Origin of the sequence: Nocardioides albidus, assembly GCF_006335005.1 — a bacterium.
Lineage (GTDB): Bacteria > Actinomycetota > Actinomycetes > Propionibacteriales > Nocardioidaceae > Nocardioides > Nocardioides albidus.
Window position 1 is genome coordinate 117,059 of the sequence record NZ_VDMP01000015.1, and the last position, 21,018, is coordinate 138,076.

Here is a 21,018-nt window from a genome sequence, read left to right on the forward strand (position 1 = left end):
TCCCAAGAGGATCCGTCACAAACCCGACGCCGGAACCCCGCCTGTGCACAGGGGAAACCCACCCGCGTTGATCACCGGTCTGCTGCGCGCGGCGCTCAGTGGACGGCCACGGACACCGTGTGGATGAGGAGGCCGACCAGGCCGCCGACGATGGTGCCGTTGATCCGGATGAACTGCAGGTCGCGGCCGACGTGCAGCTCGATGCGGCGGGCGGCCTCCTTGCCGTCCCACTGCTCGATGGTGTGGGTGATGACGGTGGTGAGCTCGGCGCCGTAGCGGTCGACGACGAAGACGGCGGCGTCGGCGGCGAGGCGGTCGAGGCGATCGCGCAGGGCCGCGTCGGCCCGCAGGCGGGAGGATGCGCCCTCGATCTCGACGAGCAGGCGGCGGCGTACGGCGCCCTGCGGGTCGCTCAGCGAGGCGAGCAGCGCCTTGCGCAGGGCCTGCCACAGCGAGACGGCGCTGGCGATGACGGCGGGGTGGTCGAGGACGCGGTCCTTGAGCCGCTCCGCCCGCTCCTGGGTCTCCGGCCTGGACAGCAGGTCGTCCGCGAGCTGGCCGAGCATCGAGTCGAGAGCGCGACGGGCACGGTGGCCGGGGTTGTCCCGGATGTCGGCGACCCAGCGGACCATCTCCAGGTGGAGCCGGTCGATGACCATCTCGTTGACCCGGCCGGGGACCCAGGACGGCGCCCGCTCCTCCAGCACCTCGTGCACCGTGTCGGGGTTGGCGAGGAGCCAGCCGTGCATCTCCTCGATCATGAGATCGACGAGCCCGTGGTGCAGGTCGTCGCGGATCGCCTCGGCGAGCAGCCCGCCGAGCAGGGGCGCGACGGGCTCCTCCCGGAACCGGGGCACGAGCGCCTCCGTGACGAGCGCCTCGATGTGGTCGTCACGGACCTTGCCGAGCACGAGCGCGGCGATCTCGGAGCCCTCGGTGACGACCCGCTCGGCGTTCGCGGGCACGGCCAGCCAGTCACCGACGCGCTGTGCGATCTGCACCCCGAGGACCCGCTCGCGGATGATCTCCTCCTGCAGGAAGTTCTCCCCCACGAACTGCTCGAGCCCCTTGCCGAGGTCGTCCTTGCGCTTGGGGATCAGCGCCGTGTGCGGGATCGGCAGCCCGAGCGGGTGCTTGAAGAGCGCCGTCACGGCGAACCAGTCCGCGATGGCGCCGACCATGGACGCCTCGGCGCCGGCGTTGACATAGCCCCAGGCGCCGTCCTCGCCCAGGGTGGCGGCATAGACCGCCGCGGCGAGCAGGAGCAGCGACACGGCGACCGTGCGCATCCGGCGCAGCGCGCGACGGCGGACGGCATCGGCCGAGGGGTCGGAGGGGATCAGCGGGCCGGACACGTGCCCATCCTTGCCTACCCCTCGCGAAGCCCTCACCACCCGTCGCGGCCCCGGGGCGAATGCCTCGGGGCCGCGTTGACGGTGCGGAACCCCCCAGCCACCGCAGCGCGTCGTCCACGATTCAACGACCGGCGGGAGGAGAGGTTCCGGATCTATCCGTGATCTGTTGTCACGTCTACCCGGAGGAGGTCGACGACGGCCAGCTTGGCCGGCGCCCGCAGGATGTCGACCCGCGTGGCGCGCTCCCCCTCGACGGTCAGCACGAGCAGGGAGGTCACCACCCCGTCCTCGCGCAGCGCGATCGCCGGGGCGCCGTTGGCGTCGACGATCTCGACGTCGACGCGATCGCCGTACTTCGCGACCAGGCCGAGCAGGAAGCGTCCCACCCGGTCGGCGCCCAGGACCGGCCGGCGCGCCGCGCTCACCACGCCGCCCCCGTCGGAGGTCAGGACCACATCGGGGTCCAGGGTCTCGAGCAGGGCGGCGAGATCGCCCCCGGCCGCCGCGGCGAGGAAGCGACCGAGCACCGCCTCGTGGGCCCGGCGGTCGACCTCGAACCGGGCCGGCTGCGCGGCGAGATGGGTCCGGGCCCGCGAGGCGAGCTGGCGGACGGCGGCCGGACTGCGGCCGACGACCGCCGCGACCTCGGCGAAGGCCATGCCGAACACGTCGTGCAGGACCCAGGCGGTCCGCTCCGCGGGGGACAGCGACTCGAGGACGACCACGAGGGCGTAGCTGACCGTCTCGTCCAGGGTGACCCGGTCGGCCGGGTCGGCGGCCGGATCGGCGCGGGCGGCGCGCTCCCCGACGAAAGGCTCCGGCAACCAGGGGCCGACGTACTCCTCGCGACGGACCCGCGCCGAGCGCAGCACGTCGGTGGCCGCGCGGGCGACGGCGACGGTCAGCCAGCCGGCCAGGTCGCGGATCGGCTCGCGGGCGTCGGCCTCCACCAGGCGGGTCCAGCAGTCGGCGACGACGTCCTCGGCCTCGGCGCGACTGCCGAGGATCGCGTAGGCGACGCGCACCATCCGGGGGCGGAGCGCGTCGTACTCCCCCGCCAGCGCCTGGACCCGCGCCACCGGGTCACACACGGGCGAGCCACTCGTCGAAGGTCTCCGTGCCGAGCCGCGCGCCGGCACCCGGCAGCAGGCCCCCCGCCTTCACCTGGCGCCCGGTCCGTCCCGCCATCGGCACGGGTACGACGAGCCGCCGGGGCCCGCGCGCCCGCACCACGTCGCGCACCATCCGGCCCATGTCCTCGGGTCGCGGGCCGCCGAGGTCCGGCAGCAGCCCGGCGGGCTCGCCGAGCGCCGCCGCGACGAGGGCGGCGGCGACCTCGCGGGCCGCGATCGGCTGGGTGCGCATCCGCGGCGCCATGGCGAACGGGCGCGGGCTGCGCTGGGCGAGCTGCCCGGCGAACTCGTGGAACTGCGTGGCCCGCAGCACCGACCAGGGCACCGGGCCGGCGGCGACCAGCTCCTCCTGGCGGCGCTTGCCGAGGTAGTAGGGCAGGTCGACCCGGTCGCAGCCGACGATCGAGAGGGCGACGTGGTGGCGCACGCCGGCCGCGGCGCCCGCGGTGAGGAGGTGACCGGTGGCGGCCTCGAAGAACTCGACCGACCGCCTGCCGCTGAGGGTCTGGACGTTGCTGGCGTCGATGACCGCGTCGACGCCGTCGAGGGCCGCCGCGAGCCCGGCGCCGGTGGTCAGGTCGACCCCGCGGGAGCGGGCGATGACGACCGGCGTCGCGCCGACGCGGCGTACCTCCTCGACCGCCATCGCGCCGACCAGTCCCGTTCCGCCTGCAACGGCGATGATGTCCATGCCAGGAGGACGAGACGGGTCGGCGGAGTGTGACATGGCTACCGGTCGGCGTCCCCGCGGGCCTCGAGCGCGGCGGTCAGCAGGGCGACCAGGGCCTCGGTCTGCAGGTCGATCGCACCGCCCTCGACCTCCTCGCCGGCGCCGTCGAGCGCCCGGGCCGCGAGCCCGGCCTTCTTGTCGATGAGCTCGGCGATCCGGGTGTCGAGGGTCTGGGTCGCGATGACCCGCCACGCGGTGACCGGCTCGGCCTGGCCGATGCGGTGCACCCGGTCGATGGCCTGGGTCTGCTCGGCGTCGGTCCAGGAGAGCTCGGCGAGGACCAGGTTGGAGGCGACCTGCAGGTTGAGGCCGACACCGGCGGCGGTGAGCGAACAGACCGCGACCTGGACGTCCGGGTCGTTGACGAAGGCGTCGATCTCCTTCTGCCGGGTCGTCGAGCTCTGGTCGCCGCGCACCGAGCTGTACTTGATGCCGCGCTCGGCGAAGGTGCGCTCGGCGGTGTCCATCACGTCGATGTGCTTGGCGAAGAACACCACCTTGCCGACGTTGCGGGCCAGCTGGGAGGTGTAGTCGGCGGCGAGCCCGGCCTTGGCCTGGCCGATGCGGCGCATCATCGTGAAGACGTTCTCGCCGGTCTTGGTCGAGTTGTCCTCGCGCTCCCAGCCGGCGACCTGGCGGACCAGGCGGTGGTCGATGCCCTCGACCTCGGCGCCGCTGCGGCGGGTGGCGATCGCGGCGTCGTACCGCTCGACCATCCGGCGGGCCAGCTCCTGCTCGGCCTTGCGGATCGAGCGTCCGGCCTCGCCCTCGAGCTCGACGGGGATGTCGGCGATCCGGCGGGCGGGGATGTCGGAGGCGACGTCGATCTTGCGACGCCGCACGATGCCCTGCTCGACGACCGCGCGACGCGCGGCGGGATAGAAGCCCGGGTCGGCCGGGGTCAGCCCGGTCTCCTCCAGCGCCTCCATCAGGGTGCCCTGCGGGACGATCTCGTCGATCCAGCCGAGGAACTGCCAGATGGCGCGGAAGTCCTCGATGTCATTGATCAGCGGGGTGCCGGTCAGCGCCATCATCAGCGGGCGCGCGATCCGGGAGCGGATCCGGTTGGCGATCTCGAGGACGTTCTGCGAGCGCTGGGAGGTCTTGTTCTTGATGTAGTGCGCCTCGTCGACGATCATCCCGCGGAAGCCGTGGGTGCCGAGCCAGCCGACGTGGCGGTCGAGGATCTCGTAGTTGACGACGAACACGTCGGCGAAGCCGTCGGCGTCGTCGCCGTCGCCGTGCAGCACGGTCGCGCGGCGGTTGGGCGTCCAGAGCTGGACCTCGCGCGCCCAGTTGGTCTTGACGACGTTGGGCACCACGGCCAGCAGCGGGAAGGCGCCGGCGGCCTCGGCGGCCAGCAGCGCCTGCGCGGTCTTGCCGAGACCGGGCTCGTCGGCGAGCAGATAGGTGCGGTGCCCGGAGGCGGCGGACGCGATGAGCTGGGCCTGGTGGGCCATCAGCTCGCGACCGACCGGGGCGTGCCGGCCCGTGAGCGAGGTCAGCTGGTCGGCGTCGGGCAGGGGCATGCAGGCGGGCGCGTCCGGGGCGGCCCGCTCGAAGCTGCGGAACAGGGGCTCGAGCAGCTCCCAGCCGGCCAGCCGCCGGGGCGGCACCTTGACCCGCGCGTGGGTGAAGTCGGGTGCGAGGAAGGGGTGCGAGAGCTGGTAGGCCTGCACGGAGGGGGGTACGACGCGCCGCTCGGCGAGCGCCGCCAGCTCCGGGTCGACCGCGATCGGCTGCGGCTCGGGCTCCGGCTCGTCGACCCCGGCCTTGCGCAGCAGCTCGCGCCGCATCGCCTTGGCCGACTCCGACATCTCGGCGTTCTCGTCGAGCAGGGTGAACAGGGTGCTGTCACGGGCCGCCGTCTGCGCCAGGATCGTGGCGATCCCGTCGAGGCGCTTGAGCTCCTCGCCGCGGCGGCTGTCGGAGAGGTCGGGGTCGTTCTTGACCCGGGCGCGCTCCTCGCGCGCCAGCAGCGCGACGACCTGGAACTTCGCGCGCACCTCCGGCATCGCCGAGCGCCGCGCGACGGCGGCCTCGACCTCGCGCACCGCGCGAGCCAGCTGGGGGATGATGCCCTCTTCGTTGCGACGCGTGCGCGCCGACTGCGAGTTGCGGCGCTGCTGCGTCGCTCCCCGCTGGCCTCCTCGAGCCACAGGTGTCCTTCCAAGCGGCTGCCCCGAAGGCGTTCCGCAGGTTGCGCCGGCGGCTCGCGCTGCTGCGGGAGATCGCCGATCGGGCGTACGTCACCGGGTTCCCGTCGGGAGGACGGCGTCCGGTGGTGGGGGCCAGCGTACCCCACCCCCGGCCCGGCGCAGCCTCAGACGAGCGCGAGGGGCGTGCGCCCGCTGTACGCCGCGAGCCGGGTCAGCGCGTCGGCGTCGGCCGGGGCGGCGACCTCGTCGGCGAAGGCCCGCCCGCGGGCGCCGGGGACGACCCGGGCGGCCAGCCCGGCGACGTAGTCCACCAACTCGTCGCTGACGGTGATGACGGCGCCGGTGGCCTGGGCGTAGTCCCAGGCATGGAGGAGGAGCTCGACGGAGACGATGCCGGCGAGCACCGGCGCCGGGGCCTCGCCGAACGGGCTGCGGGCCATGCCGTCCAGGCCGCGGCGGCGCCACGCCTCGATCACGTCGGCGGCGAGGACGGCGACGGTGTCCTCGAGGTCGGGACCGGCGTGCCGGCTCGGCTCCGGCCCGGCCATGGAGCCGAGACCGACGAGCGAGCCGAGCAGGTGCTCGGTCAGCTCGTCGACGGTGAACTCGCTGCACGGGGTCGCCCGGGTGCCGTCGTCGGGCCCGACCTGGCGCAGCACGTGCTGGAGCACGGCGAGCGAGGCCTCGGCGGCGGAGAGCTCGTCGATCGGGTCGGGCGCGGCGGCCCAGTCGTCGGGCCCGGCGTCGCCCTCGGCGGCCGCGACCTCGAGACGGCCGAGGAAGTGGTCCCAGCCCTCCGCGTGGGCGGCCTCCTGCTCGACGCCCAGGCCCTCGTGGACGAGCGTGACGCTGGAGCCGTCGCCGGCGGGCTCGACGGTGACGGTCACGGTGCCGAGCGCGCCCTCGGCGCCGGCCATCAGGTCCCAGCCCCAGTCGAGGACGACGCGGCGGCCGGGCTCGATCTCGCGCACGGTGCCCGCGGCGACATTGCCCGGGGTCACGGTCCAGCGCCAGTCGCCGCCGGCCCGCAGGTCGACCCGGGCGGTGACCCCCATCCACCGCCGCAGGCGGTCGGGGCGGGTGACGAGGGCGAACGCCTCGTCGGGCGAGACGGGGAGGGTGACGGTCCTGCGGTAGGTCATGGCTGCTCCTGGGCGGCTTGCGGGGTGGCGTGATGCGTGGCGAGGTCGTGCGCGTCGGCGACGAGCTGGTCGAGCTCGGTGGTCCAGAACCGGTCGATCTCGGCCTGCAGGCGGCGCAGGCCGTCGGGGACCACGCGGTAGATCCGCCGGCGTCCCGACCTCTCCGCCTCGACCAGGCCCGCGTCGACCAGCACCAGGAGGTGCTGGCTGATCGCGGACCGGGTGACCGGGAAGCGCCCGGCCAGCTCGCTGACGCTCATCGGGCCGGCCGCGAGCAGCTGGAGCAGACGGCGCCGGGTGGGCTCCGCTGCAGCGCTGAACGGGTCGGTCACCCCGGACACGTTAGTTGCCACTAACGCGTTAGTCAAGGCTCACGCTTCACTCCGCGATGGGGACGGGCTCGCCGAGCGCGTCGGCGCCGAGGTGCACGAGCGTCTGCTCGGGCGTGAAGGGGTGGAACTTCGCGGCCCGGATGTCGCGGTAGGCCCGCTCGATCACGGAGCCCCGGAAGAACGCCGGTCCACCGGCGACCTCCATCGCGAGATCGCACACCTCGACGCCGGCCCGGGCGATCTCCGCCTTGGCGTTCATCACCGCCAGGACGGTCGCCCGGGACGGCGTCGGGTCGTCGCCGACCAGACCGAGAGCGCCGTCGAGCGCCCAGGCCGCGACCTGGAGCCTCGAGCGCATCACGCCGACCTGCCGCTGGACGGCCACGTCGTCGGCCCGGCGGGCGGCGGCGGCCACCGCGGCGTCGTACGCCGCCTCCGCGACGCCGAGGTAGGCGCCGCTGATGATCGGGAACGCGATGCTGGAGATGACCTGCAACGGCGGGTCGACCACGCCCCACGGGCGGTTGGCGAGAACCTTGTCGTCGGGGACGAAGACGTCGGCGAGGTCGATGTCGTCGCTGGCGGTGCCGCGCATGCCCATCGTGTTCCAGTTGTCGCCGACCGTGACGCCCTCGGCGGCGACCGGGACGGCGAGGTTGAGCACCCGCCGGCCCTGCTCGGGGTCGTCGAAGCAGGCCATCGTGGAGATGACGGTGCCGTGCCGGGACTGGCTGGCGAAGCGCTTGCGGCCGGTGACCCGGTAGCCGCCGTCGACCTTGACCGCCTCGCCCTGCGGCTGGATGTAGTCACCGCCGCCGGTCGAGACGAGCAGGATCTGCTCCTCCGCGACGCGGCGCAGCGTCGCCTCCGCGCCGGGCAGGCCGCGGCGGTGGCGCCAGGCGGTGAACGCCACGACGTGCTGGTGCATGGCGCTGGCGAGGGCGGTCGCGCCGCAGTGGTGCCCGAGCTCGCGCTGGAGCGCGGCGAGCTCGCGCACGGTGGCGCCGTCGCCGCCGAGCTCGACGGGGACGGCGGCGCGGAGCAGTCCCGCGGCGCGCAGCTCGTCGTACGCCTCGGACACGAAGCTGCCCTCGGCGTCGTGGCGGGCGGCATGGGCGGCGATGCGGGGGCCGATCTCGGCGGCCCGTTCGGCAGGGGTGAGGTGGTGGGTGGCGGACTCGGTGGTCGGCGGGAGTGTGCTGGTCATGGAACCAATGTCCGGCTGCCGCGGCGGCGCCTCCAGTCCACAAAGATGACCCCACTGGTCCAAGTTCAGTACTACCCCTCCCGGCCGCCCGGGAGGACCATGGACAGATGCCCGACTACGGCAACTACTGCCCCGTCTCGATGGCCGCCGAGGTGGTCGCGGACCGCTGGACGCCGCTCATCATCCGCGAGCTGGTGCTCGGCAACACCCGCTTCAACGACATCGCCCGGGCCCTGCCCGGCATCTCGCGCTCGCTGCTCGTGCAGCGCCTGCGCCACCTCGAGCGCCGCGGCGTGCTCGAGACCTGGCCGGCGCCGACGGGCCGTGGCAGCGAATACCACCTCACGCCGGCCGGACGCGACCTCGAGCGGGTGATCGACAGCCTCGGGCGCTGGGCGATCGAGTGGCTCTTCGAGGAGCTGCGCCCGCACGACGTCGCCCCGACCACGCTGATGTGGTGGATGCACCGCCGCGTGGACCTGGCGCGACTGCCACCGGGCCGCACGGTCGTGGAGTTCCGGCACACCGCGCCCGCCCCGGTGACCATCTGGCTGGTCATGGAGCCCACCGAGGTCTCGGTGTGCCTGCAGCACCCCGGCTTCGCGGTGGACGTCGAGGTCGCCGCGTCGACTCCCGCGCTGGCCGACGTCTTCCAGGGCTACTGCTCGTGGCATGAGGCGGTCGACGCCGGACGGATCGACGTCGTCGGGCTCCCCCGCCTCGTCGCGGGCCTGCCGCGGTGGTTCCTGTGGAGCCCGTGGGCCGAGGTGACCCGGGAGCGCGCGGATCGGGCGGCGCTGGCCAACTAGAACTTGTTCTAGAGTCGGCGCGTGGGCACCTACGCAGTCACCGGATCCGCCTCGGGCATGGGCGCAGCCGTCGTCGGTCGGCTCGTCGCCGACGGCCACACCGTCATCGGCGTCGACATCGAGGAGGCCGACGTCGTCGCGGACCTGTCCACCCCGGACGGCCGGCATACGGCGGCCGCCGCCGTCCTCGAGCGCGCCGGCGGCGTCCTCGACGGCGCGGTCCTGGCCGCGGGCCTGGGCCCGGCGCCCGGCCCGGACCGCGCCCGGCTGATCGCGGAGGTCAACCACCTCGGCATCGTCGAGCTGCTCGACGCGTGGCGCCCGGCCCTGGCCGCCGCGGAGCGCGCGAAGGTGGTCGTCTTCTCCAGCAACGCCACGACGACCATGCCGATGGTGCCGCGCCGTGCGGTCCGCGCCCTCCTGGAGCGCGACGTGCCGAAGGCGCTCGGCTCGCTGCGGCGGTTCGGGAGGATGGCGCCGACCTTCGCGTACGGCGCCAGCAAGATCGCGGTCACCGAGTGGGTGCGGCGCGCGGCGGTCACCCCCGAGTGGGCGGGCGCCGGCATCCGGCTCAACGCGATCGCGCCCGGCGCGATCCGCACGCCGCTGCTGGAGCAGCAGCTCGCGACACCGGCCGAGGCGAAGCGGATCCGCGCCTTCCCCGTCCCGATCGGCGGCTTCGGCGACCCCGACCAGCTGGCCGCGTGGGTGGTCCTCATGCTCTCCGACGCCGCGGACTTCCTGTGCGGCAGCGTCGTCTTCGTCGACGGCGGCTCGGACGCGTGGTTCCGCGCCGGCGACTGGCCGCGGGCGGTGCCCGCGCTCCGGCTGCGCGGCTACCTGCGGCGGATGAAGGAGTTCCGAGCGCAGCGCCGGGTCGGTGCCCGGGCGTGACCGGGGCCACATGAAACGAGTTGCGCAACTAGTTGCATAGCCCCGCGGAAGTCGGGCATCCTGCTGTCCATGGCCCTCGAGCACGCGATCTTGGTGTCGCTCTCCGAGCGCGCCGCGTCCGGCTCGGACCTGGTCCGCCGCTTCGACGCGTCGATCGGCTTCTTCTGGTCCGCGACCCACCAGCAGATCTACCGCGTCCTCGGCCGGATGGAGGGCGACGGCTGGATCCGCGCCGAGACCGTGCCCCAGGCCGACCGCCCCGCCAAGAAGGTCTACGCGGTCACCGACGCCGGCCGCGCCGAGCTGACCCGGTGGATCGGCGAGCCGACGACGCCGGACGCGATGCGCAGCAGCGTCGGCGTCAAGATGCGCGGGGCGTCGTACGGCGACCGGGCGGCCCTGCTCGACGACCTGCGCCGCCAGCTCGACGAGCACACCAAGCGACACTCGCTCTACGAGTTCCTCGCCGCCCGCGACTTCCCCGACCCGGACGCGCTGTCCGGTCCCGACCTCGACATCTACCTCGTGCTGCGCGGAGGCCTCCTCGTGGAGGAGTTCTGGATCCGCTGGCTGACCGAGTACCTCGACGCCCACACCCGCAAGGAGTCCCGATGACCCTGATGACGCCGTACCCCCTCCTCACCTCCCCCGCGACGATCGGCGGGCTGGAGCTCCAGTCGCGCGCCGTGATGGGCTCGATGCACACCGGGCTCGAGGACCGGCCCTGGCACGTCGACGAGCTGGCGGCCTACTTCGCCGAGCGCGCCCGCGGCGGGGTCGGCCTCATCGTCACCGGCGGCTACTCCCCCAACATCCGCGGCTGGCTGCTGCCCTTCGGCTCCCAGATGAGCACGCGCATGAACGCGCACCGCCACCAGCGCGTGACCGAGGCGGTGCACGAGAACGGCGGCCGGATCGCCCTGCAGCTGCTGCACGCGGGCCGCTACGGCTACACGCCCTTCAGCGTGTCGGCCAGCGCGACCCAGTCGCCGATCACCCCGTTCAAGGCCTCGGCGCTGTCCGGCCGCGCGGTCGAGCGGACGATCGACGACTTCGTCGCGTCCGCGAAGCTCGCGCGCAAGGCGGGCTACGACGGCGTCGAGATCATGGGATCCGAGGGCTACCTGATCAACCAGTTCCTCGCCGCGCGCACCAACCGCCGTACCGACAAGTGGGGCGGCAGCGCCGAGAACCGGATGCGCTTCCCGGTCGAGATCGTGCGGCGGATCCGCCAGGAGCTGCCCGACTTCTTCGTGATGTACCGGATGTCGCTGCTCGACCTCGTGCCCGACGGCCAGACCTGGGACGAGACCGTCGAGCTCGCGCACCGCATCGAGGAGGCCGGCGCCAGCGTCATCAACACCGGCATCGGCTGGCACGAGGCGCGGGTGCCCACGATCGTGACCAGCGTGCCGCGCGGCGCCTGGGCCGACAGCACGCTGCGGCTCAAGGGCGAGGTCGCCATCCCGGTCTGCGCGAGCAACCGGATCAACACCCCCGACGTGGCCGAGTCGATCCTCGAGCAGGGCATCGACCTGGTCTCGATGGCCCGCCCGTTCCTCGCCGACCCCGACCTCGTCGCGAAGGCCCGCGACGGCCGGGCCGACGAGATCAACACCTGCATCGGCTGCAACCAGGCCTGCCTCGACCACACCTTCCAGAACAAGCGCGCCTCCTGCCTGGTCAACCCGCGCGCCTGCCACGAGACCACGCTCGTGCTCGGGCCGACCCGGTCCGCGCGGCGGGTCGCGGTGGTCGGCGGCGGTCCGGCGGGCCTGGCGACCGCGGTCAGCGCTGCCGAGCGCGGCCACGACGTCACCCTCTTCGAGGCCTCCGACGAGCTCGGCGGCCAGTTCCGCCTCGCCATGCAGATCCCGGGCAAGGAGGAGTTCGCCGAGACCCTGCGCTACTTCCGCCGCCGGATGGAGGTGCTCGGCGTCAACGTGAAGCTCGCGACGCGGGCGACGCCCGATCTGCTCAGCGGGTACGACGAGGTCGTGGTCGCCACCGGCGTCGAGCCGCGGATGCCGGCGATCCCCGGCATCGAGCACCCGAAGGTGGTCTCCTATCCCGACGCGATCACCGGCCGCGTGGCCGTGGGTGCCCGCGTCGCGGTGATGGGTGCCGGCGGCATCGGCTTCGACGTCACCGAGCTGCTGGCGCACACACCCGAGACCGTCGAGGAGTGGAAGGCGCACTGGGGCGTGGCCGACCCGGCCGTCGTCCGCGGTGGGATCACCGACAAGGCGCCGCGCTCGCCCGCCCGCGAGGTGTGGCTGCTGCAGCGCAAGGAGTCGTCGCAGGGCAAGGACCTCGGCAAGACGTCCGGCTGGGTGCACCGCGCCGCCGTCAAGGACCTCGGCGTGCACCAGCTCAGCGGCGTCTCCTACGACCGCGTCGACGACGCCGGCCTGCACATCACCGTCGACGGCACCCCGCAGGTGCTCGACGTCGACCACGTGGTCGTGTGCGCCGGCCAGGAGTCCGTGCGCGGCCTGTACGACGACCTGCTCGCCTCGGGCTTCGCGGGCGGCGTCCACCTCATCGGCGGCGCGGACCTCGCCGCCGAGCTCGACGCCAAGCGCGCGATCAAGCAGGGCACCGAGCTGGCGGCGGCGCTGTGAGCGCGGCCGTGGGTGGGTCGGCGAAGGGGGCGGGGAGCGCGTTCCGCGCGGCCGTGGAGGCCGGCGACATCGCCGCGGCCCAGGCCTGCCTGGCCGACGACGTGGTCTTCCGCAGCCCGGTCGCACACAAGCCCTACGAGGGCAAGGCGATCACGGCCGCGATCCTGGCCAACGTCTTCGAGGTGTTCGAGGATCTGCGCTACGTGCGCGAACTGGAGGACGCCAACGGACATGCCCTGGTTTTCGAGGCGATCGTCGACGGCCTCCAGCTCACCGGCTGCGACTTCATCGTTCTCGACGACGCCGGTCAGATCGCCGAGTTCATGGTGATGGTGCGCCCGCTCAAGGCGGCGCACGCCCTGGCCGACCGGATGGCGAGCCGGTTCGACCGCATCGTCGAGCAGGCGAGCGGGTCCTGATCAGATCGTCGGGTTGTCCGCGTCCGTCGGCCTCACGTCACCCCGCCACGCGCCGGTCTCGTCGCCGCGGGTCTCGATGAACGTCTTGAACCGCTCGAGGTCGCCCTGGGTGCGGCGGTCGACGATGTTGAGGGCGTCGGCGGCCTTCTCGACGATCCCCTCGGGCTCGAACTCCATCCGCAGCGTGATCCGGGTCGACTGACCCTGCTCGGCGGGGGCGAAGGAGACGGTGCCGTCGTTCTTGGTGCCGTCGAGCGCACGCCATGTGATCCGCTCGTCGGGCGTCTGGTCGACGATCTCGGCGTCCCACTCACGGTGGACGCCCGCGATGTCGGCACGCCAGTGCAGGTGGGTGTCGTCGAGTTGGCGCACCTCCTCGACGCCCTCCATGAAGGACGGGAAGGTCTCGAACTGCGTCCACTGGTCGTAGGCCGTCCGCACCGGGACGTCGACGGTCACGGACTTCTCGGTGGTGCTCATGCGTTCGTGCTCCTCTCGTCGGTTGAACCCGCAGTACCCAGCCCCCATCACCGGAACCGGGGAGCGCGGCGTCGGCCCGCTCACGCGCGCAGGTCCACGCCGTTGTCCCTGTCGCCCCGTAGGGTTCCGTGCATGGGCATCGAGTTCCGGGACGTCGGGAAGACCTACCCGGACGGCACCGTGGCCGTGACGGGCTTCTCGTGCACCGTGCCCTCCCACCGCACGCTCGCCCTCGTTGGCACCTCCGGCTCCGGGAAGACCACGCTGATGCGGATGGTCAACCGGATGGTCGAGCCCACCACCGGCTCGGTCCTCATCGACGACCGCGACGTGCTGGGCCTCGACAAGGTCGAGCTGCGCCGCTCGATCGGCTACGTCCCGCAGGCCGGCGGCCTCCTGCCGCACCGTCGCGTGGTCGACAACGTCGCGACGGTCCCCGTCCTGACCGGTACGCCGAAGCGCGCCGCCCGTGAGGCGGCGCGCGGCCTGCTGGAGCTCGTCGGTCTCGACCCCGCGCTCGGCAGCCGCTATCCCGCCCAGCTCTCCGGAGGCCAGCAGCAGCGCGTCGCCGTGGCCCGGGCGCTGGCCGCCGACCCCAACGTCCTGCTCATGGACGAGCCGTTCGGCGCGGTCGACCCGATCGTGCGCCGCGGCCTGCAGGACCAGCTCCTCCAGCTGCAGGCCGAGCTCGGCAAGACGATCGTGCTGGTGACCCACGACATCGACGAGGCCTTCCGCCTCGGCGACGAGGTCGTCGTGCTCAAGACGGGCGGGATCGTCGCCCAGACCGGCACTCCGCAGCAGATCATGGCCGACCCCGCCGACGACTTCGTGCGCGACTTCATCGGCTCCGACCGTGCGGAGCGCTCGCTGCGGACCGTCGCCGTCGACGGCCGCAGCCTCGTCGTCGACGGCGACGGGCGCCCCGTCGGGGTCCTGGAGGGGTGAGCCGCCGATGACCTGGGTCCAGGCCAATCGCGACTACGTGCTCGACATGCTCCTGCAGCACGTCCGTCTCTCGGTGCCCGCCATCCTCATCAGCGTCCTCGTCGCCGTGCTGCTCGGGCGGATCGCCTGGCGCTGGCCGCGCGCCGGCACGGTCGTCCTCGGGACCGCGAGCCTGCTCTACTCGGTGCCCGCCCTGCCCCTGCTGATCGTGATCCCCGTCCTGCTGGGCATCCCGCTGCGCTCCGGGCTCACGCTCGTCGTCGCGCTGGCCGTCTACGGCACCGCCCTGCTCGCGGGTACGGCGGCCGACGCGTTCCGCTCCGTCGACGAGCGGGTGCGCGAGGCGGCCGAGGCGATGGGCTACTCGCGGGCCGGTCTCTTCTGGCGCGTGGACCTCCCCCTCGCCGTACCCGTGCTCCTCTCGGGGGTCCGGGTCATCACCGTCAGCACCGTCAGCCTGGTGACCATCGGCGCACTCGTCGGCATCCCGAGCCTGGGCAACCTCCTCACCGACGGCTTCCAGCGCGACATCCGCGCCGAGATCGTCACCGGGGTCGTGGCCACGATGCTGCTCGCCGTCGCCCTCGACGGCCTGCTGGTCGCCACCGGCCGGCTGGTGACGCCCTGGCGCGGCAACGTCGCCACCGGGGTGACGACGTGACCCTGTTCGGCGACGCCCTGGCCTGGATCACCGACGGCGCCCACTGGGGCGGCGCGGGCGGGATCGACCACCGGATCCTGCAGCACCTGCTCGTCACCTTCGCCGCCGTCGCCCTGGCGGCGCTCCTCGCCCTCCCCCTCGGCCTCCTCATCGGCCACACGGGCCGGGGCCGGCTGGTCGTCGTCGCGCTCGCCGGGGCGGTGCGTGCGGTCCCCACGCTCGGTCTCCTCACGCTGCTCGGCCTGGCCCTCGGCATCGGCATCGAGGCGCCGCTGCTCGCCCTCGTCGCGCTCGCCTTCCCCTCGCTCCTGGCCGGCGCCTACGCCGGCATCGAGGCCGCCGACCGCGGAGCCGTCGACGCGGCCCGGGCCCTCGGGATGAGCGAGTGGCAGCTCCTCACCCGCGTCGAGGTGCCGCTCGGCGCCGACGTGATCGTCGGCGGCATCCGCGCCGCGACCCTGCAGGTCGTCGCGACGGCCACCCTGGCGGCGTACATCTCCGACACCGGGCTGGGCCGCTACCTCTTCGCCGGGCTCAAGTCCCGCGACTACGTCCAGATGCTCGCCGGTGCGCTCCTCGTGGCCGCGCTGGCGCTCCTGCTCGACCTCACCATGGCGGCCCTCCAGCGGGCCAGCCGTCCCACCACCCGAAAGGTCCCCGCATGACTCGCATGACCCGCACCCCCCTCCGGTCGACGCAGCTCGGGCTCGCGCTGGTCGCCGTCGCGTCCCTCACCCTCACCGCGTGCGGCGGGGAGTCCGACCCGCTCAGCGCCGGCGGCGACGACAGCGGCGAGACGATCGTCATCGGCTCGCAGGACTACTACTCCAACGAGATCATCGCCGAGGCCTACGCCCAGGCCCTCGAGGCCGCCGACATCGAGGTGGAGCGCGACTTCAAGATCGGTCAGCGCGAGGCCTACCTCCCCGAGATCGAGAACGGCTCGATCGACCTGTTCCCGGAGTACACCGGCCCGCTGCTGCAGATCTGGAAGCCCGACACCCAGGCGCGTCTGGCCGACGACGTGTACGGCGAGCTCGTCGACGCCGCCGACGCCAAGGGACTCACCGTCCTCGACCAGTCCCCCGCCACCGACCAGGACTCCTACGTCGTGACGCGGGAGTTCGCCGAGAAGTACGGCCTGGAGACGATCGACGACCTCACGAAGGTCACCGAGAAGATGACCTTCGGTGCCAACTCCGAGGCGGAGAGCCGTCCCAACGGACCGAAGGGCCTCAAGGACACCTACGGCGTCGACGTCGCGTTCACCCCCATCGAGGACGGCGGCGGGCCCCTCACCGTCAAGGCGCTCAAGGACGGCGACATCCAGCTGGCGATCATCTACACCGGCGACCCGTCCATCAAGAAGAACGACCTCGTCACCCTCGAGGACACCAAGGGCCTCTTCCTGGCCTCGCACGTGGTGCCCGTGGCCAGCGACGACGTGAGCGACAAGGCCGCCGGCATCGTCAACAAGGTCAGCGCCGCCATGTCGCCCGAGGACCTCGTCGACCTCGACGCCCGCAGCGTCGACGAGCAGCTGCCGGCCGCGACCATCGCCAAGGACTGGCTCGAGAAGGAAGGGCTGCTGTGACGGATGCCGTGGCCTTCGCGGTCACCGGCGCGACAGGGGCCCTGGGCGGACGCGTCGCCCGCGCCCTCGCCGCGCGGGGCGTCGCCCAGCGCCTGCTGGTGCGCGACCCCTCCCGCGCCCCCGCCCTCCCGGGCGCCGAGGTCGCCACGGCGTCGTACGCCGATCGGGAGGCCGTCGCGTCCGCCCTGGCCGGCGTGCGCACCCTCCTCATGGTCTCGGCCGCCGAGTCGGCCGACCGGCTCGACCAGCACTGCGCGTTCGTCGACGCGGCGGCGGCCGCCGGTGTCGAGCACGTCGTCTACACCTCGTTCCTCGGCGCCGCGCCGGACGCCACCTTCACCCTGGCCCGCGACCACTGGGCGACCGAGGAGCACCTGCGCGCATCCGGGATGGCCTTCACCTTCCTGCGCGACAGCTTCTACCTCGACCTCATGCCCGCGCTCGTGGGCGAGGACGGCGTGATCCGCGGCCCCGCGGGCGAGGGCCGGGTGGCCGCCGTGAGCCGCGACGACGTCGCCGCCAGCGCGGTCGCCGTGCTCCTCGCACCCGAGCGGCACGCCGCCGCGACCTACGACCTCACCGGCCCCGAGGCGCTCACGTTCACCGAGATCGCCGCGATCCTCACCGAGCGCACCGGGCGCACGGTGAGGTTCCACGACGAGACCGTCGAGGAGGCCTACGCGTCGCGCCGGCGCTGGGAGGCGCCCGCGTGGCAGTACGACGCGTGGGTGTCGACCTACACGGCGATCGCCCGCGGCGAGCTGGCCGCCGTCACCGACCACGTCGAGCAGCTCACCGGTCGCGCCCCGACCGGCCTGGCGGCGTGCCTCGAGCGCGCGGGCGGATCCCCCACCTGACCGCTGCGGCGTCCTGACTCCCGCGGCCGCGGTGGCGCTCACGAGAGCGCGGCAGCCCGCTTCTTGACCTCGGCCCACGGGAAGCGCTGGCGCAGGGTCGCGCCGCTCGGCACGCCCTCCTGCTTCTTGGCCCAGGCGGTGTAGTCGGCGAACGAGCCGGTGCTGCCGGGCGACGCGAGATAGCGGGCCACGATGGCGACCACGTCCTCGTCGCTCCACCGCCGGCTCGTCGAGCGGGTCTTGTTGGTCGCCACGCCCGCGTGGGCGCAGGCGGCGTTCCACGACCCGAACCGGCGGATCAGCAGCGCCGGGGACGCCGCGTCGCGCTGACGCTGCCAGGCGTCGTACGCCGACGCCGTCAGCGGCTCGCCGAGCTCGGCGGCCGCGGCGGCGAGGTCGGCGGCGATCTGCTCGTCGGAGAACTCGGGGACCCGCATATGGCCACCGTAGCCACTCGGCGGGGAGGTCGTGGGGCTGTCTGCCAGCAAGGCGCGACGAGCGCAGCGAGGAGCCGGCCTCAGGTCAGACGGCGTCGCGGGCCCGCAGGTACGCCGCCAGGGGGCCGGGGAGCTGGGCGGGGCGGTCGCCCCAGTCGTAGACGACCGCGGTGCGCGCGATGAGGTCGTGCAGGGCGCGGTGGTCGCGGCGCTGCACGACCAGGAGCAGGCCGAGCCCGAGGAGCGACGTGCTCAGCGGGAACACCAGCACCCGCAGGACGGCGGCGGAGGGCCGCAGCGGCTGCCCGTCGCGGGAGACGACCTTGAGCCCGACGATCGCCTTGCCGACGGTCCGCCCGGCGACGGCGGTCGCGGCGGCGACGTACGACGCGCCCCAGCCGATCAGCACCACCGACGCGACCGTGCCCGTGCCCTCGGCGATCGAGACGTCGAAGAGCGCCTCCATGAGGAAGCCGGCCAGGCCGACCCCCAGGGAGTAGGTGGCCAGCACCACCGCGACGTCGATGGCGATCGCGGCGGCGCGGCTCACCGGCCCGGCGTACCTGCCGGTGACGCTGACCCGGCTCATCGCTCGCCCACCAGCAGGACCGGGCCGAGCGGTGCGGGACCGCGGCGGCGCAGGAGGCGGTCGACGAGGCCGGTGACGACGGCGTCGAGTCCGACGACCTGGCGCCGGGCGACGTCGAGAGTGCGTCCGAGCAGGTCGCCGGTGGTGCTGGCGACGACGTCGGGGATGCCTGCGCGCTGGACCAGGTCCTCGAGGTCGACGCCGGCGAGCAGCGCGTTGACGTCGGCGCGGGCGAGCAGCCGGTCGAGGTCGACCCGGTCGAGGAAGCGGTTGACGTCGATGCGGTCCAGCAGGTGGTTGACGTCCACCTGGTCGAGGACAGCGTCGAGGTCGACGTGCTCGAGGATCTCCTCGACGGGCACCGCGTCCACCACCTTGCCGGTGACGGCGCCGGCGACACGGCCGAGGATCCCGTGCTCTGGGGGCGTCATTGCGTCAGGATTCCACACGAGTCTCCGTAGGCTGCGGCCATGAGTTGGCTGGTTCCGTCGTCGACGCTCGGCTGGATCGTGTTCGGATTCGACATGCTGCTGCGGCTCGTCGCGCTCGGGATCATCCCCGGCAACCGCAAGCCGTCGACCGGGATGGCGTGGCTGCTGCTCATCCTGATCGAGCCGATCATCGGGTTCTCCGTGTTCCTCCTCCTGGGGCGCACGCGGCTCGGCAACCGCCGGATCACCCGCCAGCGCACGGCGATCGCGGCCATCCGCGAGCGCAGCGACGAGCTGCGCCTCTCCTTCGACAGCGGCCGCCTGCCGCGCTCCATGGCCGGCGTCGCGCGCCTCAACGAGCGCCTCGGCTCCCTGCCGCTCACCGGGGGCAACGAGGTCGAGCTGTGGTCCGACTACCGGGCCCTGATGACCGAGATGGCCCGCGAGATCGACCGGGCGCGCAGCCACGTGCACGTGCAGTTCTACATCACCGCCTGGGACGACGTGACCGACCCGGTGTTCCAGGCGCTCGTCCGCGCGACCGACCGCGGCGTCGACGTACGCCTCCTCTTCGACCACATCGGCTCGCGCCGGATCCCGGGCTACCGCCGCATGGTGAAGCGGCTGCGCGGCACGAAGATCGCCTGGCACCCGATGCTGCCGATCGACCCGCTGCGCGGCCGCTTCCGCCGCCCCGACCTGCGCAACCACCGCAAGATCCTGGTCGTCGACGGAAGCGTCGGCTTCACCGGCTCGCTCAACCTCACCGAGCCCGGCTACAACAAGCCCGCCAACCACAGGCTGGGCCGCGAATGGGTCGAGCTGATGGTTCGGCTCGAGGGCCCGGTCGTCGGCGCGCTCAACGCGGTGTTCGCGTCCGACTGGTACGTCGAGACCGGCGAGGTGGTCGACCTCGTCGCCGTCCACGGCGAGCCGGACCGCCGCCCCGACGAGATCTTCGACGTCCCGTGCCAGGTGGTCCCGAGCGGGCCCGGCATCGTGGCGGAGAACAACCTGCGCATGTTCACCACGCTGCTCTACGCCGCCACCGAGCGGATCTCGCTGACCTCGCCCTACTTCGTCCCCGACGAGTCGCTGCTCTACGCCGTGACGACGGCCGCTGAGCGCGGGATCGACGTCGAGCTGTTCGTCAGCGAGGTCTCCGACCAGTTCCTCGTCGGTCACGCGCAGGCGTCGTACTACAAGGCGCTGCTCGAGGCCGGCGTGCGGATCCACCTCTACCCGGCGCCGTACATCCTCCACTCGAAGCACTTCACGATCGACGATCAGGTCGCGGTCGTCGGGTCGAGCAACATGGACATGCGCTCGTTCGCCCTCAACTACGAGGTCTCGCTGATGATGCCGGATCCGGCGGTGGTGGCGCGGATGCGCCGGATCGAGGACACCTACCGCGCGCTGTCCAAGGAGCTCACGCTGACGGAGTGGCAGGAGCGCTCCCCCGGCGCGAAGTACGTCGACAACGTGGCCCGGCTGACCGCCGCGCTCCAGTGACGCGGGCGGGCGTTTTCCGACGCACCAGGGACCCTCGGTCCCGGTCCTGTAGTCCCATCGGACGGATTCGCCCGCCGACCGTCCTGACCTTGCCCGCAGCCATTGCCGCGCCGCTCTCCCACCCCTCATCCTCGAGGAACGCAGTCCTGATGCACACCGTCTCGGTCATGTCCTGGGAGGACCCATGAGCGCAGTCGCCGCCAACGTCGCCGAGCCGAGCACGCGTACGTCGGAGCCCGGTCCGCGCCTGTCACCGGAGCTCGAGGAGGCGATCGTCGAGATCGCCCGGTCCGAGCGGGCCCTCGACGACGTCCTGCACCGCGCGTCGCGCCTGCACGAGAGCAACATCCAGCACGACCCGCACAGCTGCCTGGTCTGCTTCACACAGCGCTGAGACCGGGGGCTCGGCGTATCAGAACGCCACTTCGGGGCACCGCAGGACCATGTACATCGGACTTGGCATCGTCCTGCTGGTTCTCGGTCTGATCCTGGCGCTGGACGTCATCACCGTGGACCTGCAGTTCATCAACGACAACGCACTGGGCACGATCCTGATCGCCGCCGGCGTCCTGGCGATCGTCCTGTCCCTGCTCCTCGCACCGCCGTGGCGGCGCGACCGCACGGTGCACCACACGTACGACGACCGCGTCTGACCCCGATCCCCGCTCGGCCTACGTGCGTCGGTAGAACCTGATGTCTCCGTTG

At 73.0% G+C, this 21,018-nt stretch carries 24 protein-coding genes; 13 read left to right on the top strand and 11 right to left on the bottom strand.

Annotated elements, in window-relative coordinates; all coding sequences use genetic code 11:
- Positions 1-95 precede the first annotated feature (95 nt).
- From FHP29_RS03360 to FHP29_RS03390, 7 genes are all read right to left on the bottom strand, one after another.
- Positions 96-1,355: a DUF445 domain-containing protein gene (locus FHP29_RS03360; protein ID WP_240044277.1), complete on the bottom strand. Its 1,260-nt coding sequence runs from the start codon at positions 1,353-1,355 to the stop codon at positions 96-98.
- A gap of 152 nt (positions 1,356-1,507) precedes the next feature.
- Complete coding sequence (gene sigJ, locus FHP29_RS03365) at positions 1,508-2,446, bottom strand: RNA polymerase sigma factor SigJ (protein WP_240044278.1); 939 nt, start codon at positions 2,444-2,446, stop codon at positions 1,508-1,510.
- Entirely contained in the window at positions 2,439-3,179 is a 741-nt protein-coding gene (locus FHP29_RS03370; protein WP_139621449.1) for an SDR family oxidoreductase, read from the bottom strand. The genes sigJ and FHP29_RS03370 overlap by 8 nt, the downstream gene beginning before the upstream one ends.
- Before the next feature lie 38 nt (positions 3,180-3,217).
- Positions 3,218-5,377: a DEAD/DEAH box helicase gene (locus tag FHP29_RS03375; protein WP_139621450.1), complete on the bottom strand. Its 2,160-nt coding sequence runs from the start codon at positions 5,375-5,377 to the stop codon at positions 3,218-3,220.
- Between the two features lie 164 nt (positions 5,378-5,541).
- On the bottom strand, positions 5,542-6,519 hold the full coding sequence (locus FHP29_RS03380; RefSeq protein WP_139621451.1) for a TIGR03086 family metal-binding protein: 978 nt from the start codon (positions 6,517-6,519) through the stop codon (positions 5,542-5,544).
- Positions 6,516-6,851 carry an ArsR/SmtB family transcription factor gene (locus tag FHP29_RS03385; RefSeq protein ID WP_139621452.1) on the bottom strand — a complete coding sequence of 112 codons (336 nt, stop codon included), beginning with the start codon at positions 6,849-6,851 and terminating at the stop codon, positions 6,516-6,518. The genes FHP29_RS03380 and FHP29_RS03385 overlap by 4 nt, the downstream gene beginning before the upstream one ends.
- A gap of 46 nt (positions 6,852-6,897) precedes the next feature.
- Positions 6,898-8,058 carry an acyl-CoA dehydrogenase family protein gene (locus FHP29_RS03390; RefSeq protein ID WP_139621453.1) on the bottom strand — a complete coding sequence of 387 codons (1,161 nt, stop codon included), beginning with the start codon at positions 8,056-8,058 and terminating at the stop codon, positions 6,898-6,900.
- A 107-nt stretch (positions 8,059-8,165) separates the two neighbouring features.
- On the opposite strand from FHP29_RS03390, the gene FHP29_RS03395 reads away from it, so the two are divergent.
- The 5 genes from FHP29_RS03395 to FHP29_RS03415 all read left to right on the top strand — a co-directional run bounded on the left by FHP29_RS03395 (position 8,166) and on the right by FHP29_RS03415 (position 12,804).
- The gene (locus FHP29_RS03395) at positions 8,166-8,867 is read left to right on the top strand and encodes a winged helix-turn-helix transcriptional regulator (RefSeq protein WP_139621454.1); all 702 of its coding nucleotides are present in this window, start codon (positions 8,166-8,168) and stop codon (positions 8,865-8,867) included.
- A 21-nt stretch (positions 8,868-8,888) separates the two neighbouring features.
- On the top strand, positions 8,889-9,761 hold the full coding sequence (locus FHP29_RS03400; RefSeq protein WP_139621455.1) for an SDR family oxidoreductase: 873 nt from the start codon (positions 8,889-8,891) through the stop codon (positions 9,759-9,761).
- 69 nt (positions 9,762-9,830) lie between these two features.
- Complete coding sequence (locus FHP29_RS03405; RefSeq protein ID WP_139621456.1) at positions 9,831-10,376, top strand: PadR family transcriptional regulator; 546 nt, start codon at positions 9,831-9,833, stop codon at positions 10,374-10,376.
- Entirely contained in the window at positions 10,373-12,385 is a 2,013-nt protein-coding gene (locus FHP29_RS03410) for an FAD-dependent oxidoreductase (RefSeq protein WP_338036830.1), read from the top strand. Before FHP29_RS03405 ends, FHP29_RS03410 begins: the two co-directional genes overlap by 4 nt.
- 8 nt (positions 12,386-12,393) lie before the next feature.
- Positions 12,394-12,804, top strand: a complete 411-nt coding sequence (locus tag FHP29_RS03415; protein ID WP_139621481.1) for a nuclear transport factor 2 family protein — start codon at positions 12,394-12,396, stop codon at positions 12,802-12,804.
- On the opposite strand, the gene FHP29_RS03420 is transcribed toward FHP29_RS03415, so the two are convergent.
- The gene (locus tag FHP29_RS03420; protein ID WP_139621457.1) at positions 12,805-13,284 is read right to left on the bottom strand and encodes an SRPBCC family protein; all 480 of its coding nucleotides are present in this window, start codon (positions 13,282-13,284) and stop codon (positions 12,805-12,807) included.
- Between the two features lie 132 nt (positions 13,285-13,416).
- Between FHP29_RS03420 and FHP29_RS03425 the strand changes: the two genes are divergently transcribed.
- From FHP29_RS03425 to FHP29_RS03445, 5 genes are read left to right on the top strand one after another with little or no spacing between them, the layout of a single operon-like run.
- Entirely contained in the window at positions 13,417-14,232 is an 816-nt protein-coding gene (locus tag FHP29_RS03425) for an ATP-binding cassette domain-containing protein (protein WP_139621458.1), read from the top strand.
- A 7-nt stretch (positions 14,233-14,239) separates the two neighbouring features.
- The gene (locus FHP29_RS03430) at positions 14,240-14,893 is read left to right on the top strand and encodes an ABC transporter permease (protein WP_139621459.1); all 654 of its coding nucleotides are present in this window, start codon (positions 14,240-14,242) and stop codon (positions 14,891-14,893) included.
- A complete protein-coding gene (locus FHP29_RS03435; RefSeq protein ID WP_139621460.1) occupies positions 14,890-15,558 on the top strand; it encodes an ABC transporter permease in 669 nt (222 codons plus the stop codon). Before FHP29_RS03430 ends, FHP29_RS03435 begins: the two co-directional genes overlap by 4 nt.
- Before the next feature lie 5 nt (positions 15,559-15,563).
- On the top strand, positions 15,564-16,487 hold the full coding sequence (locus tag FHP29_RS03440; protein WP_205013845.1) for an ABC transporter substrate-binding protein: 924 nt from the start codon (positions 15,564-15,566) through the stop codon (positions 16,485-16,487).
- On the top strand, positions 16,484-17,344 hold the full coding sequence (locus tag FHP29_RS03445) for an SDR family oxidoreductase (RefSeq protein WP_139621462.1): 861 nt from the start codon (positions 16,484-16,486) through the stop codon (positions 17,342-17,344). The genes FHP29_RS03440 and FHP29_RS03445 overlap by 4 nt, the downstream gene beginning before the upstream one ends.
- Before the next feature lie 38 nt (positions 17,345-17,382).
- Here FHP29_RS03445 and FHP29_RS21490 read toward each other — a convergent pair whose 3' ends face one another.
- From FHP29_RS21490 to FHP29_RS03460, 3 genes are all read right to left on the bottom strand, one after another.
- Complete coding sequence (locus FHP29_RS21490) at positions 17,383-17,781, bottom strand: homing endonuclease associated repeat-containing protein (RefSeq protein WP_158296454.1); 399 nt, start codon at positions 17,779-17,781, stop codon at positions 17,383-17,385.
- Between the two features lie 85 nt (positions 17,782-17,866).
- Entirely contained in the window at positions 17,867-18,370 is a 504-nt protein-coding gene (locus FHP29_RS03455) for an RDD family protein (protein ID WP_139621463.1), read from the bottom strand.
- Complete coding sequence (locus FHP29_RS03460) at positions 18,367-18,801, bottom strand: hypothetical protein (protein ID WP_139621464.1); 435 nt, start codon at positions 18,799-18,801, stop codon at positions 18,367-18,369. The genes FHP29_RS03455 and FHP29_RS03460 overlap by 4 nt, the downstream gene beginning before the upstream one ends.
- Positions 18,802-18,840: 39 nt before the next feature.
- Between FHP29_RS03460 and cls the strand changes: the two genes are divergently transcribed.
- The 3 genes from cls to FHP29_RS03475 all read left to right on the top strand — a co-directional run bounded on the left by cls (position 18,841) and on the right by FHP29_RS03475 (position 20,966).
- Complete coding sequence (gene cls / locus FHP29_RS03465) at positions 18,841-20,313, top strand: cardiolipin synthase (RefSeq protein WP_139621465.1); 1,473 nt, start codon at positions 18,841-18,843, stop codon at positions 20,311-20,313.
- A gap of 184 nt (positions 20,314-20,497) precedes the next feature.
- Entirely contained in the window at positions 20,498-20,707 is a 210-nt protein-coding gene (locus FHP29_RS03470; RefSeq protein ID WP_139621466.1) for a hypothetical protein, read from the top strand.
- A gap of 49 nt (positions 20,708-20,756) precedes the next feature.
- Entirely contained in the window at positions 20,757-20,966 is a 210-nt protein-coding gene (locus FHP29_RS03475) for a DUF6458 family protein (RefSeq protein ID WP_139621467.1), read from the top strand.
- The last annotated feature ends 52 nt before the right edge of the window (positions 20,967-21,018 follow it).